The organism is Novosphingobium sp. ZW T3_23, assembly GCF_044987305.1.
GTDB lineage: Bacteria > Pseudomonadota > Alphaproteobacteria > Sphingomonadales > Sphingomonadaceae > Novosphingobium.
The window spans coordinates 51,881-64,325 of record NZ_JBJDRF010000018.1 but is presented as its reverse complement, the minus strand read 5'-3'; the positions used below and the strand labels follow the sequence as shown (position 1 = coordinate 64,325).

At 66.0% G+C, this 12,445-nt stretch carries 12 protein-coding genes; 3 read left to right on the top strand and 9 right to left on the bottom strand.

From position 1 onward, the window contains the following. Nucleotides 1-36: 36 nt before the first annotated feature. Nucleotides 37-438, top strand: coding sequence for a hypothetical protein (locus ACI3K3_RS11765; RefSeq protein ID WP_404913846.1), 402 nt, complete (start codon nucleotides 37-39; stop codon nucleotides 436-438). 45 nt (nucleotides 439-483) lie between these two features. Continuing rightward, nucleotides 484-936, top strand: a complete 453-nt coding sequence (locus ACI3K3_RS11760) for a MaoC family dehydratase (RefSeq protein WP_404913845.1) — start codon at nucleotides 484-486, stop codon at nucleotides 934-936. An 11-nt stretch (nucleotides 937-947) separates the two neighbouring features. Here the strand turns inward: ACI3K3_RS11760 and ACI3K3_RS11755 are convergent, their stop codons facing one another. The 6 genes from ACI3K3_RS11755 to ACI3K3_RS11730 form a co-directional block, all read right to left on the bottom strand. Beyond that, on the bottom strand, nucleotides 948-1,955 hold the full coding sequence (locus tag ACI3K3_RS11755) for an LLM class flavin-dependent oxidoreductase (protein ID WP_404913844.1): 1,008 nt from the start codon (nucleotides 1,953-1,955) through the stop codon (nucleotides 948-950). A gap of 101 nt (nucleotides 1,956-2,056) precedes the next feature. Beyond that, a complete protein-coding gene (locus tag ACI3K3_RS11750; RefSeq protein ID WP_404913843.1) occupies nucleotides 2,057-3,022 on the bottom strand; it encodes a DUF2889 domain-containing protein in 966 nt (321 codons plus the stop codon). A gap of 31 nt (nucleotides 3,023-3,053) precedes the next feature. After that, nucleotides 3,054-4,088 (bottom strand): NADP-dependent oxidoreductase, encoded by a 1,035-nt coding sequence (locus ACI3K3_RS11745; RefSeq protein ID WP_404913842.1) that lies wholly within the window; start codon nucleotides 4,086-4,088, stop codon nucleotides 3,054-3,056. Next, the gene (locus ACI3K3_RS11740; protein ID WP_404913841.1) at nucleotides 4,085-5,407 is read right to left on the bottom strand and encodes a cytochrome P450; all 1,323 of its coding nucleotides are present in this window, start codon (nucleotides 5,405-5,407) and stop codon (nucleotides 4,085-4,087) included. The genes ACI3K3_RS11745 and ACI3K3_RS11740 overlap by 4 nt, the downstream gene beginning before the upstream one ends. A 2-nt stretch (nucleotides 5,408-5,409) precedes the next feature. Then, a complete protein-coding gene (locus tag ACI3K3_RS11735) occupies nucleotides 5,410-6,210 on the bottom strand; it encodes an SDR family NAD(P)-dependent oxidoreductase (RefSeq protein WP_404913840.1) in 801 nt (266 codons plus the stop codon). Nucleotides 6,211-6,223: 13 nt separating this feature from the next. Next, nucleotides 6,224-7,648, bottom strand: coding sequence for an aldehyde dehydrogenase family protein (locus ACI3K3_RS11730; protein WP_404913839.1), 1,425 nt, complete (start codon nucleotides 7,646-7,648; stop codon nucleotides 6,224-6,226). Between the two features lie 237 nt (nucleotides 7,649-7,885). On the opposite strand from ACI3K3_RS11730, the gene ACI3K3_RS11725 reads away from it, so the two are divergent. Beyond that, nucleotides 7,886-9,337 (top strand): NAD-dependent succinate-semialdehyde dehydrogenase, encoded by a 1,452-nt coding sequence (locus ACI3K3_RS11725; protein ID WP_404913838.1) that lies wholly within the window; start codon nucleotides 7,886-7,888, stop codon nucleotides 9,335-9,337. A gap of 73 nt (nucleotides 9,338-9,410) precedes the next feature. On the opposite strand, the gene cydX is transcribed toward ACI3K3_RS11725, so the two are convergent. The 3 genes from cydX to ACI3K3_RS11710 are packed head-to-tail and all read right to left on the bottom strand — an operon-like array spanning nucleotide 9,411 to nucleotide 12,289. Further along, nucleotides 9,411-9,527 (bottom strand): cytochrome bd-I oxidase subunit CydX, encoded by a 117-nt coding sequence (gene cydX / locus ACI3K3_RS11720; RefSeq protein WP_313435557.1) that lies wholly within the window; start codon nucleotides 9,525-9,527, stop codon nucleotides 9,411-9,413. Between the two features lie 10 nt (nucleotides 9,528-9,537). Beyond that, entirely contained in the window at nucleotides 9,538-10,686 is a 1,149-nt protein-coding gene (cydB, locus tag ACI3K3_RS11715) for a cytochrome d ubiquinol oxidase subunit II (RefSeq protein ID WP_404913837.1), read from the bottom strand. Between the two features lie 13 nt (nucleotides 10,687-10,699). Continuing rightward, nucleotides 10,700-12,289: a cytochrome ubiquinol oxidase subunit I gene (locus ACI3K3_RS11710; protein ID WP_404913836.1), complete on the bottom strand. Its 1,590-nt coding sequence runs from the start codon at nucleotides 12,287-12,289 to the stop codon at nucleotides 10,700-10,702. Nucleotides 12,290-12,445: the final 156 nt, after the last annotated feature.

Genomic DNA, 12,445 nt, shown 5'->3' with positions numbered 1-12,445 from the left:
AGTCCGAACCGCGAATCCGATACGAGGAGAATGCCCGTGAAACTTTCGTATCTTCCTGCCTTCGCCGCGCTGGCACTGACCGGCATGTCCCTGTCGCAGCCCGTCGATGCGGCGCGGCCTTCGCAGTGGCGCACGATCGCCACGCGCACGCTTGCCCCGCGCACGAGCCGCGAGACGATCGGCCTGAACAACCGCGATCGCTATCGCCAGCTTCAGTTCTGCGTTCGCGGCGCGCCGGTACGGCTGAACTCATTTGCCGTGCGGTTCGATAATGGCCGGGTTCAGAACGTGCGGGTGAATGCCCGCCTGACCTCCGGCGGCTGCTCGCGCGTGACCAACCTCGTCAACGGGCCGCGCCGCCTGGCCCGCGTGGATCTGACCTATCAACAGATCCCGCAAGGCGCGCGCCCGCCGCAGCTTCGCTTGCTGGCGCGCTGAAAACTTCTCCGGCCGGACCCGCCGGACCAATTGGGGAGACAGGATTTGCCGGGACGCTTTTTCGACGAATGGACCGTGGGCGACAGGATCACCCACCAGCCGAGCCGCACCGTCACCGAGACGGACAACCTGATGTTCTCGGCCATGACGCACAACATGCAGCCGCTGCACCTCGACGCGGAAATGGCGAAGAAGAGCGAATTCGGCCAGATCCTGGTCAATTCCACTTTCACCTTCAGCCTCGCGGTGGGGCTGTCGATCGCGGACACCACGGTGGGCACCTTGGTCGCCAACCTCGGCTTCGACAAAGTCGTGACGCCCAAGCCGACCTTCATCGGCGATACGCTCACTTGCACCACCGAAGTGGTCGAGATGCGCGAAAGCAAGTCGCGGCCGACCCAGGGCATCGTGGTATTCCGGCACGAACTGACGAACCAGCACGGCGAAGTGGCGCTGTCCTGCCTGCGTTCGGTGCTGCTGAAGAAGAAGGACGCGTAGGGCGGCCTTTTCTAAGCGGCGGCAACCGCCTCCTTCAGGCGGGGCATGGTTCGTTCCAGCAGCTTCAGGCTCTTCCAGCCTTCTTCCGGCGAAAGTCCGCCGAGAAGTGGCTGGAAGCCGACCTGACCGCCCTTTCCCAGCGCGCGGACGCGCTCAACCAGCTGGTCCGGCGTCCAGGCTGCGAACATTCCGGCGTGGCGCAGGGCGGCCGGGTCCGTCAGGCCCTTGAACGGCGAGTTTGAGCCATCGCCCTCTTGCTCCGCCCATTTGGCGTATTCGGTGATGACGTGGACGGCGTGCGGCGCGATCGCCTCCCAGCCGGCGTCGGGATCCTCGCACAGATGGACGGCCAGCGGCATGCCCGGCACCGGGCGGAAATACGTGCGGGGCGCATGGCCCAACCGCTCGCACTCCGCCAGATAGAGGTCGATGAGTTCGGGCTTCATCGGGCCGAAACCCACTCCGAACTTCGCCGCGCGCTTCGCCGAAGCCGGCACGCCGCCGCCGACCATGACGATATCCTCGGGCGCCTGCACCGAAAGCGGGCGAACGTATATCGGACGCCCGTCGAACTCGAACTTCTCGCCCCGGAGCGCGCGCAGGATGATCTCCAGCCCTTCGTCCATCAGGCGCGCCCGGTCCTTCAGCGACTTGCGGAACATCGCGAATTCGAACGGCACGTAACCCGCGCCGAAGATCACGTTGAGTCGTCCGTTCGACATCTGGTCCACGATCGCGATCTGCTCCGCCAGTTCGAGCGGATCGTGCAGCGGCAGCACCACCGCGCCGAGCAGGAAGCGGATGCGGCTGGTGACCGCCGCCATGCCGCCTGCCAGCGTGAAAGGCTGCGGCAGGTAGCCGTCGTCGGAGCCGTGATGCTGCATCAGGCCGATCTGGTCGGCGCCGATGCGGTCGACGAATGCGGCCATCTCGATCGCCGCGCGGTAAAGCTCGTGCGTAGGCGTTGCCCAATCCGGCGAGCGCATGTCGAACGAGACGTTGATGCGGACATTGTTCACGGCCTGACTCCCCTTCGGCGTTCGATCCGGGTGGTGCGGCAATCGCCGAGCGGCGGCAAATCTCACGCAGGAGATACCGCCGGGGCGCTCCCGAACGAGACTCAGGCCGGCTGCCGCAGTTGCTCGACCAGTCGCGGCACATCCGCCAGCGCGCGCAGGGCATCGTTGAGGTGCGTGCAGCCGTCGGGCCCGCGCAGCATTTCCAGCACGTCCTCGCGCACTTGCGCCAGATTGCGCCCGACCAGCCGCGCAAGGTTGTGGACGGCGCCGGGGCATTCCCGGAACGGCAGGATGCGCGCTTCCGGCTCCAGCGTCAGCACTTCCAGGCTTTCGGCATCGACCGTGGCGGCAAGGTTGTATTCGTGGATGGCGACGCGGCCACCCTCACGCAGCTTGGCGCTGTCCTGGAAGGCGGAATCGATGCGAATCAGGCCTTGCTCCCGCGTCACGTCGATGCGGCGGGCGCGGCGAAAGCCGGGGCCTTCGTATTCCAGGAAAGCATGCCAGCCTTCGGGATCCGCCGGGTTGCGCAAATGGCCCGCATCAGCGTCGGCCACGTTCTCCAGCGAAGTGCCGGTAACGCCGCTGTTGCCCTCCCGAAGCCCCCAGCAGACGTTGGCGCGCTGCGCGAGCACCGGGTTGTCCTCGTCGCCGCCGAGCCGCCGACGCAGCAGTTCCATGCGTTCCGGATACCATTGTCCCCAGGCGAAAGCGGAAACGAGCGCGGTGCCGGAAAGATCGTCGAGCACGAGATAGAGCGGATCCGCGCGCGCGATCAGCTGGGCGATGGCCTCCGGCGCCGGATCGGCGGCGATCTCGGTGATCGTCTTGTCCTCGGTCATCCGCAGCGAGAACTCGCCCTCGGCCAGCGTCCGGCCGGTGCCGTCGGCGCCGGTCAGATAATCGCGCGCCCGGCCGACGAAGAGGCGCTGGCCTTCGGGTCCATCGGGCCAGGCGACGTCGATGCTTGTCGTGCGGCGTAGCGAATCGGCGGGGCGCGGCGGCGCCGGGTTCGCCGTCTGGCGCGGCGGCGGCGGATAGTGGTCCGGCGAGTTGGGAACCGTCATGGTGGCATCCTGCGATTTTCTGTTATCGCGGTCAGCCTGACACCTTCACCAGCAGCTTGCCTAGATGGTTGTTGCCAGAAAACACCCCGGCGAAGGCTTGCGGGGCGGCATCCAGCCCTTCCACGACCGATTCGGCGCACTGGACCCGCCCTTGCGCGATCCAGCCCGCGATGTCTTCCAGCGCCTGCTGTCCGCCGACGAGGAACCCGCCGAATCCGCGGATTTCCAGCCCTTTCGACATGATGGTGCGGAAGAAGCCGGGCAGCCGGTCCGGTCCCGGTCCTTCCATGCCCATACCGTAATAGGCGATGAAACCGCAGACCGGCATCCGCGCCCCGCGCTTCAGATGAGGTAGCACCGCCAGCATTACGTCCCCGCCGACGTTATCGATGAACACGTCCGCGCCTTCGGGCAATGCGCTAGCGAGTTGTGCGGCGAAGTCCGGCGCCTTGTAGTCGGCCGAAGCGTCGAAGCCGAGGTCGAGCAGGCCCCGGCACTTGTCCGGACCTCCGGCGATACCGACCACGCGGGCGCCACGAATCTTGGCGATTTGTCCGGCAATGCTGCCGACCGCCCCCGCCGCCGCCGAGATCACCACCGTCTCGCCCGCCGCCACGCGGCCGATGCCGATGACGCAGGCATGGGCGGTCTGCCCCGGCATGCCCAGCGCGCCCAATGCGGTGGACACCGGCGCCATTGCGGGGTCGAGCTTTCGCGGCGGCCCGCGCCAGTCCGCCTTATCCGGCGCGACCACGGCATATTCGCGCCAGCCGGTGCGGTCCTCCACCACGTCGCCCACCGCATAACCAGGGTGGTTGGAGGCGACCACCGCGCTGACGGTCGGTCCATACATCACCTCGCCCGGACGGACCTGGGTGACGCCGGAAAGTCGCTTCTCGTCGATGGCGAAGCGGATCAGCGGATCGAGCCCCAGCCAGAGCGTCTTCAGCAGCACCTCGCCCTCGCCCGGCTGCGGGGTCGGTGCGTCCTCCACGCGGAAATCCGATGGCTTGGGATTGCCGCTGGCATAGCGAGCCAGAACGACCTGCTTCATCGTCTCGCTCATCTGAGCTTCACCGTCACCGCCGACATGCCGCGATGGTCGAGGCCGCGATATTCCGGCTTCGGCTTGGCGGGGTCGAGCGTCATGTTCGGGAAGCGGTCGAGCAGGCCGTTGATCGCCACCACCATCTCCTGCCGGGCAACGTCCATGCCGAGGCAGCGGTGCGGGCCGAATCCGAAGCCCATGTGGTGCTCCTTGCGGCGGAAGATGTCGTATTCCTCCGGCTTGTTGAACACGGTGGGATCGTGATTGGCGGCGCCGAGGCACAAGTGGATGCGGGTACCGGCGGGGACCGGCACGCCCTCCATCTCGGTATCCTCCATGCAGAGGCGCATGAACACCGGGTCGGTCGCGCGCCAGCGCAGGCCCTCTTCCACGGCGAGGTCGATCACGCTGCGGTCGGCGCGGCAGGCTTCCCAGAAGTGGCGGTGGTTCATCAGCGCATCGATGGTGATGCCAAGCTGGCGCCAGGTGGTGCCGCCGCCCGCGAAGATCGCAAGTTTGCAGTAGCCGAACAGCTCGTCCTCGGTGAGCGGCCGCTTGGAGCCGTCTTCATGCGCGATCTCGCAGCCGATCAGCCCGGCGATCAGGTTGTCGCCCGGCTCGCGCTGGTTCTCCGCGATCAGGCGGCGCAGCGTGCCGTCCACCCAGGCGCGCGCCTCGGCGGCTTCCTCCGGCTTGAGGTAACGGGCGCCAAAGGTTGCGCGGTTGAGCTGGTAGCGGAACTCGATCACGTCCTCGCCCTCCAGCCCGATGGCGCGGGTGACGGTGGCCATCGGCAGACGGGCGCAAAGCTCGGTGTTGAGATCGGCGGTGTCGCGATCGAGCAGCTGATCGAGCAGGACGTCCACCGTCTCCTCGATCCAGCGCTTGTTCCACCAGTCCAGCACCTTGGGCCGCTTGAACAGGGGCTGCGCGGCGGAGCGCAGGCGCTTGTGCGGCTTGCCCACCATCGACAGGATTGTGGTGCCCAAGGTGCGCACGCCCGCGCTCTCGTTATACCCTTCCGAGGAATAGAGCTGGTTCTCGCGAAAACCGATCTCGCAGGCGCGATAGGAGAAGAACGTCATGTTCTCTCGCGGCGCGCCGAGCATCGCCACCATTTCCGGCACGCCCAGCAGTTCGCGCAGGGTGCCTTTGTGAACCGCCCCCGCATCGCGCAGGGCATTCATGTCCTCGGTATAGTCGCGCGTGGGATCGACGCCGGAATTGGCGTCCGCCTTGTCGACATCGAACATTTCCGCATAGCGCGGATTGTCGGACAGCAGCGATGCCAGCGCGTTCGAGCGGGAATCGCTTCCGGAATAGGGACAGGTCGCCATGGTCAGCCTCCTACCTTGCGTCCGGCCGAGAGCCCCCCGTCCACGGGGAGATTCACGCCGGTCACGTTGCTTGCGAGATCGGAACAGAGAAACAGCGCAGCCGACGCCGTGTCGCGCGGGTCGATGGCGCGGCCGAGCGGGTGGACGCGGCCCATGCCTTCGAGGATGCGGCCCCGGTGTTCGCTGTCGGGGTCCATCCCGGCATAGTGGGTGAGCATTCCCGCCGGGCAGACAGCGTTCACGCGGATGCCCTTCTCCGCCACCTCTATGGCGAGCGCGCGGGTAAGCTGGACCACAGCGCCCTTGGTGGCGCCGTAGAACACGCCGCCATAGCCGATCAGCCCGGCGACCGAGGCGGTGGAAACGATGGCGCCGCCACCTCCTTGCTTCTCGAACTGGCGGATCGCCGACTGGCAGCCATGGACCACCCCCATCAGGTTGACCTCGGCCACGCGGCGCATGTCCTCGCCTTCGCATTCGATGAGGGTGCGCAGGCCCTTGCCGGGGATCGGGCTGATGGTCACGCCAGCATTGTTGTAGATGCAGTCGAGCCGTCCGTAAGCCTCGACGCCTGCAGCCACGGCGGCGTCGACCGAGGCGGGATCGGCAACGTCGCACCCGACGGCGATGGCCTCCCCGCCTTCGGAGCGCACCATCTCGGCGGTTGCGGTCGCTTCAGCGGCATTCACATCCGCCGCGATCACTTTCGCGCCGTGTTCGGCAAAGAGCAGGCAAGCCGCGCGGCCGACGCCCGATCCGGCCCCGGTAATCAGTGCGACTTTGCCTTCGAGCAGTCCTTTCATCCCGGTCCTCCCCTCACCCGCCAATGTTCAGCGTGGTCATGATCTGGAATTCGCGCAGGCCCTCGATGCCGCGCTCGCGGCCGAGGCCGCTCATCTTGATGCCGCCGCCGCTGGCATGGCTGGAGGCCAGAGCGCCGTTGACGTTCACCGCGCCGCTGCGGATTTTCAGGCCCACTTCCAACGCCTTGACCTTGTCCTTGCCGTGGACCCAGCCGGAGAGGCCGAAGCGGCTGTCGTTGGCCATTTCCACCGCGTGATCAAGGTCGCGGTAGCCGATCACCGAAACGACCGGGCCGAAGATCTCCTCCTGCGCGGCGGGATTGGCATTGTCGGGAAGGTCGAGCACGGTGGGTTCGAAGAAATAGCCCGTCTCCAGCCCCTCCGGCCGCTTGCCTCCGCAGACCACGCGGCCGCCCCCGGCGACGGCGGCGGCGACGAAATGCTCGCAGCGAGCGCGCTGGGCGGCGCTGACCACGGGGCCAAGCTGCGTCGCCGGATCGCGCGCCGGGCCGATCTTCACATTGGCCAACAGCTTCGCCATCGCCTCCAGCACCTCGGCCTTGCTCTCCTGCGGCACGAAAACGCGGGTGCCGAGCACGCAGCCCTGCCCGGCATGGGAGGTGCAGACGGACATTGCCGCCATGGCCGCACGCTCCACCGAGTCCGGGAGGTAGATCTGCGCCGACTTGCCGCCGAGTTCGAGCACCAGCCGCTTCAGCGTCGGCGCGGCCTGCTTGGCAACTTCCACGCCCACGGTGGAAGAGCCGGTGAAGCTCACCATGTCCACGCGCGGATCACTCGTCAGCGCCTGGGCGCCGTCGACGCCCTCCTCGATCACCAGGTTGAACACGCCTGCGGGAAGCCCGGCTTCCTCGGCGGCTTCGGCGAAGACCAGCGCGGAGAGCGGCGTCAGCGGATTGGGCCGCAGGATTACCGTATTGCCAGCCATCAGCGCCGGCACGACTTTCCAGAGGGCCGTGTAGAACGGCACGTTGTAGGCGGAAATCGCCGTCACCACCCCGATCGGGGACCAGCGCCTGACGCTCTGCACCGCGAAGTGGGCGTTGACCCGCTCGTGCAGGGGCAGCGCATTGTCCTCGATCTCCGGCAGACGCAGGAACATCTCGACGATCTCGCGCGCCATGCGCAGCGGCGAGGCGACTTGCGCGCCCATGACCGTGGAGGAAACCGGACATCCGGCCTCGCGGATGGCAATATCGCGAAGGCGTTCGGCCCGAGCCTCCAGCGCGGCGGCGAAGCGGAACATCGCGGCGCCGCGTTCCCGCATGGCGAGGCGCGGCCATTCGCCTGTGTCGAAAGCCCGCAGTGCCGCGGCAATCGCAGCCTGTACCTGTGCCGGAGAAACGCCCGCGATATGATCCACGACGCTTTCGTCGGACGGATCGAGCACCGCGAAGGACTGCCCCTCTCCGGCCACGAAACCGCCATCGATATAGCCTGCCTGTATCAGGGGCCCTCTCCTCGTTAATTCATTATTGTGAATTTTTATTCGCAGATGAGACTAACCAAGGGCGTCGCCAACGTCAATCGCGTCCGCGCTTCCGGCATGACGATCACCTGTCACAGTTGCCTCCCCCCGAAGCGGTGCCTATTTCCTCCGGCACACGCGAGGCGATGCGTCCGGCATCTCCGCAACCAGCGAGGATCAGCACGAATGGCGTACACCGACTTCCTCCGGCAGCAGTGCTACATCGACGGCCAGTGGTGCGACGCCGACAGCGGCGCCACGCTCGATGTGACGGACCCCGGCACGGGCAAGACGCTCGGCACCGTCCCCAAGATGGGCGCGGACGAGACTTCGCGCGCTATCGATGCCGCCGAAAAGGCCCTCCCCGCCTGGCGCGCCAAGACGGCCGGAGAGCGCGCGAAGCTGATGCGCAAGCTGTTCGAACTCATGCTCCAGCACCAGGACGACCTCGGCGAGCTGCTCACCCGCGAGCAGGGCAAGCCGCTGGCCGAAGGCCGCGGCGAGATCGCCTATGGCGCCAGCTTCATCGAATGGTTCGCCGAAGAGGGCAAGCGCGCCTATGGCGACGTAATCCCCGGCCATGCGCCGGATCGCCGCATCGTCTGCATCAAGCAGGGCGTCGGCGTGGTCGCGGCGATCACCCCCTGGAACTTCCCCAATGCGATGATCACCCGCAAGCTCGGCCCGGCGCTGGCGGCGGGCTGCACCATCGTCATCAAGCCCGCCTCGGCCACGCCCTATTCGGCGCTGGCGATCGCGCGGCTTTGCGAGATGGCGGGCATTCCGGCGGGCGTGGTCAATGTCGTCACCGGCAGCGCCGGGCAGATCGGCGGCACTTTGACCGCCAGCCCCAAGGTCGCCAAGCTGACCTTCACCGGCTCCACCGAGATCGGCCGCGACCTGCTGCGCGAATGTGCCGAGACGATCAAGAAGACCTCGATGGAACTGGGCGGCAATGCGCCGTTCCTGGTGTTCGACGATGCCGACGTGGATGCCGCCATCGACGGCGCGATGATCTCCAAGTTCCGCAACGGCGGCCAGACCTGCGTCTGCACCAATCGCTTCTACGTGCAGGACGGCGTCTACGACGAGTTCGTCGAGAAGCTCGCCAAGCGCGTCTCCGGCATGAAGGTAGGCTACGGACTGGACGACGGCACCGAAGTCGGCCCGCTGATCGACGAGAAGGCGGTCGAGAAAGTGGAGGAGCACCTCAAGGACGCGGTCGATGGCGGCGCCAAGGTGCTCGCGGGCGGCCAGCGCAACGAACGCGGCGGCTCGTTCTTCAACCCCACCGTGATTGCGGGCGTGAAGCCCGACATGAAGCTGGCGCGCGAGGAGACCTTCGGGCCGCTGGCGGGTGTCATCCGCTTCACCGACGAGGCCGAGGCTATCCGCATGGCCAACGATACCGAGTTCGGCCTCGCCAGCTATTTCTACGCATCGGACATCAGCCGCGTCTGGCGCGTGGCGGAGGCGCTGGAAGCGGGCATGGTCGGCATCAACACCGGCCTGATCTCCACCGAAGTGGCGCCTTTCGGCGGCGTCAAGCAGTCGGGCCTCGGCCGCGAGGGATCGCACTACGGGCTCGATGACTACATGGAGGTGAAGTACCTCTGTATAGGCATCAAGCCGGCCTGAGACGCAGCCTGAAACAACGAAAAGGGCAGGAGGCCATCGGCCCCCCGCCCTTTTTCATGTGCCGGCCCTCAGATCAGTCGAGCACGGTGTGCTCATCGGCCGGGTCGGTGTGGAATTCGTGCCAGACGCCATTGATGATGCCGAAGCCGACGGCAAAGCTGACGCCGAGGATCCAGGAAAAGTACCACATCGTCGTTTCCTCAATAGAAGTCGGGGTTGAGGTTCACTTCACGCGTCGTCACCCGGCCGAACATGACCTTGTAGGCCCAGGCCGTGTAGGCCAGCACGATCGGCAGCAGCACCACCGTCACCAGCAGCATGATGAACAGCGTCGTGTGACTGGACGAGGCGTTCCACACCAGCAGGCTCGAACGCGTATCGATCGAGCTGGGCAGGATGAAGGGGAACATAGACAGGCCGACAGAGGCGATGATGCCCAGGTTCGCCATCGACGATCCGGCGAAGACCAGCGCGTCCTTGCGTCCGCGAATGCCGATGAGGGCCACCAGCGGTCCGGCGAGGCCGAGCAGCGGTGCCAGGATCATCCAGGGGTGCGCGCCGTAGTTGGCGAGCCAGGCCCCTGCCGCCTGGACCGTTTCGGTCATGCGCGGGTTGGACGGACCAGCCGCCTCGGCCACGCCGGCTACGCGGTAGCCGATGTCGCCCATCGCCAGCCAGACGCCGCCCAGCGCATAGAGCACGAAGGCTGCCACTGCCGCGACCTGTCCGAAGCGCTGGGCGCGGTCGCGCACCGGGCCGTCCTCCAGCTTCAGCGTCAGCCAGCCCGCGCCGTGCAGCACCAGCATCGCCACCGAGACAAGTCCGGCGAGCAGGGCAAACGGGCTGAACAGGCCGAGCAGCGATCCTTCGTAGAAGCTGCGAAGATCGCTATCGAGCCGGAAGGGTATGCCCTGGAGGACGTTGCCCACCGCCACCCCGAACACCAGCGCCGGCACGAAACCGCCGACGAACAGCGCCCAGTCCCAGCGCGAACGCCAGGCGGGATCGGGCTTCTTCGAACGGTACTTGAAGCCCACCGGACGCAGGATGAAGGCGGAAAGCACCAGGAACATCGCCAGGTAGAAGCCCGAGAAGCTCACCGCATAGACGAAGGGCCAGGCCGCGAAGATGGCACCGCCGCCGAGGATGAACCACACCTGGTTGCCTTCCCAGGTCGGGCCGATGGCGTTGATCACCATGCGGCGCTCGGCATCGGTGCGGCCCACGAAGGGCAGGAGCGAGGCCGAGCCGAGGTCGAAGCCGTCGGTCAGGGCGAAACCGATGAGCAGGACGCCCATCAGCGCCCACCAGATCAGCCGCATCGTTTCGTAGTCGAAGGGTATGGTCATTGTTGCCTCCGTCTCATTCGGCCGGGATGGCGGTGAAGGTGGTGGCAGGCGCCCGCTCGGGCGCGGGTTCGCCCCCGTATCCGCCCTCGTAGATTTCGGGCCCCTTGCGGATCGTGGCGAGCATGAGCTTGACCTCGATCACCGCCAGCACGCTGTAGAGCGCGGTGAAGCCGATGATCGTCGCCCAGATCTGGGTCGTCGTCAGGCTCGAAGCTCCCAGGAACGTGGGCAGCACGCCGTCCACCGCCCAGGGCTGACGACCGAATTCGGCCACGGCCCAGCCCACCTCGATCGCGATCCACGGCGCGGGCATGGCGATCACTGCCAGCCGCAGGAACCACTTGCGATCGAACCGGCGACGGACCGAGAAGGCAAAGGCAGTCGCGAAGAACACGATGAAGAAGAAGCCCAGCCCCGCCATGATGCGGAACATGAAGAACAGCGCCGGTACGTTGGGCACGGTGCTCCAGGCGGCCTTCTCGATCGTGGCGTCGTCCGCCTGGCGCGGGTCTGCCACGAAGCGCTTGAGCAGCAGGGCATAGCCGAGGTCGTTCTTGTGACGCTCCCACGCCTCGCGCGCGGCCAGGTCATTGCGGTTGACCTTGAGCTTCTCCACCGCGTCATAGGCGATCACGCCCTGGCGAATGCGGTAGTCGGCACGTTCCACCAGCGGCACGATACCGGCCACCTCGCCCGAGAGACTGCGCGTGGCGATCAGGCCCAGCACGTAGGGCACCTTGATCTCATAGGCGGTCTCGTGCGCGGAATTGGAGGGAATGCCGAACAGGGTAAGCCCGGCGGGGGCCTTCTCGGTTTCCCACATGCCTTCCATCGCGGCCAGCTTCATCTGCTGGTTGTCGGTAAGCGCGTAACCGCTCTCGTCACCCAGCACCACGACCGAGAGCGAGGCGGCGAGGCCGAAAGCCGCCGCCACGGTGAAGCTGCGCTTGGCCATTTCGATATGGCGGCCGCGCAGGAGATAGTAGCAGGACACGCCCAGCACGAAGACGGCGGCGCAGACATAGCCCGCGCTGACGGTGTGGACGAACTTGGCCTGCGCCACCGGGTTGAAGAGGACGTCCTTGAAGTTGGACACCTCCATGCGCATCGTTTCGGGATTGAACACCGCCCCGGTCGGATGCTGCATCCAGCCGTTGGCGATGAGAATCCACAGCGCCGAAAGGTTCGAACCGACCGCGACCATGATCGTCGTCAGCAGGTGGCCGCGCTTGGAAAGGCGGTCCCAGCCGAAGAACATCAGGCCCACGAAGGTGGCTTCGAGGAAGAAGGCCATGAGCCCCTCGATCGCCAGCGGTGCGCCGAAAATGTCGCCCACATAGTGCGAGTAATAGGCCCAGTTGGTGCCGAACTCGAACTCCATGGTGAGGCCGGTGGCCACACCGAGCACGAAATTGATTCCGAAGAGCTTGCCCCAGAACCGGGTGACGTCCCTCCAGATGGGACGATCGGTTATGACATAAACACTTTCCGTAATTACTAGAATAAAGGAAAGGCCCAGTGTCAGGGGTACGAAGAGAAAATGGTACAGTGCCGTCAAGGCGAACTGCAGCCGTGATAGTTCCACCACTGCCATGTCGATCATGTCGAATCCCGCTGTTTTTAGCGGCTTGAGGCGGAAGAAAGCGATTGCCCCAAGCTGGTTGGTTTCGTAGGGTCGCGTTAGGCTTCGATCCGAAAGCTGTCAAACTTTACTTACATGGTTTACTTAATTTGATCTATGTCAAATTTGCACGGGTAT

Excerpts from the sequence above, each read along its gene's own strand:
- ACI3K3_RS11750 (WP_404913843.1), bottom strand. The coding sequence starts at position 3,022 with ATGACGGTTCCCAACTCGCCGGACCACTATCCGCCGCCGCCGCGCCAG.
- ACI3K3_RS11745 (WP_404913842.1), bottom strand. The coding sequence starts at position 4,088 with ATGAGCGAGACGATGAAGCAGGTCGTTCTGGCTCGCTATGCCAGCGGC.
- ACI3K3_RS11740 (WP_404913841.1), bottom strand. The coding sequence starts at position 5,407 with ATGGCGACCTGTCCCTATTCCGGAAGCGATTCCCGCTCGAACGCGCTG.
- ACI3K3_RS11735 (WP_404913840.1), bottom strand. The coding sequence starts at position 6,210 with ATGAAAGGACTGCTCGAAGGCAAAGTCGCACTGATTACCGGGGCCGGA.
- ACI3K3_RS11725 (WP_404913838.1), top strand. The coding sequence starts at position 7,886 with ATGGCGTACACCGACTTCCTCCGGCAGCAGTGCTACATCGACGGCCAG.
- cydX (WP_313435557.1), bottom strand. The coding sequence starts at position 9,527 with ATGTGGTACTTTTCCTGGATCCTCGGCGTCAGCTTTGCCGTCGGCTTC.
- cydB (WP_404913837.1), bottom strand. The coding sequence starts at position 10,686 with ATGACCATACCCTTCGACTACGAAACGATGCGGCTGATCTGGTGGGCG.
- ACI3K3_RS11710 (WP_404913836.1), bottom strand. The coding sequence starts at position 12,289 with ATGATCGACATGGCAGTGGTGGAACTATCACGGCTGCAGTTCGCCTTG.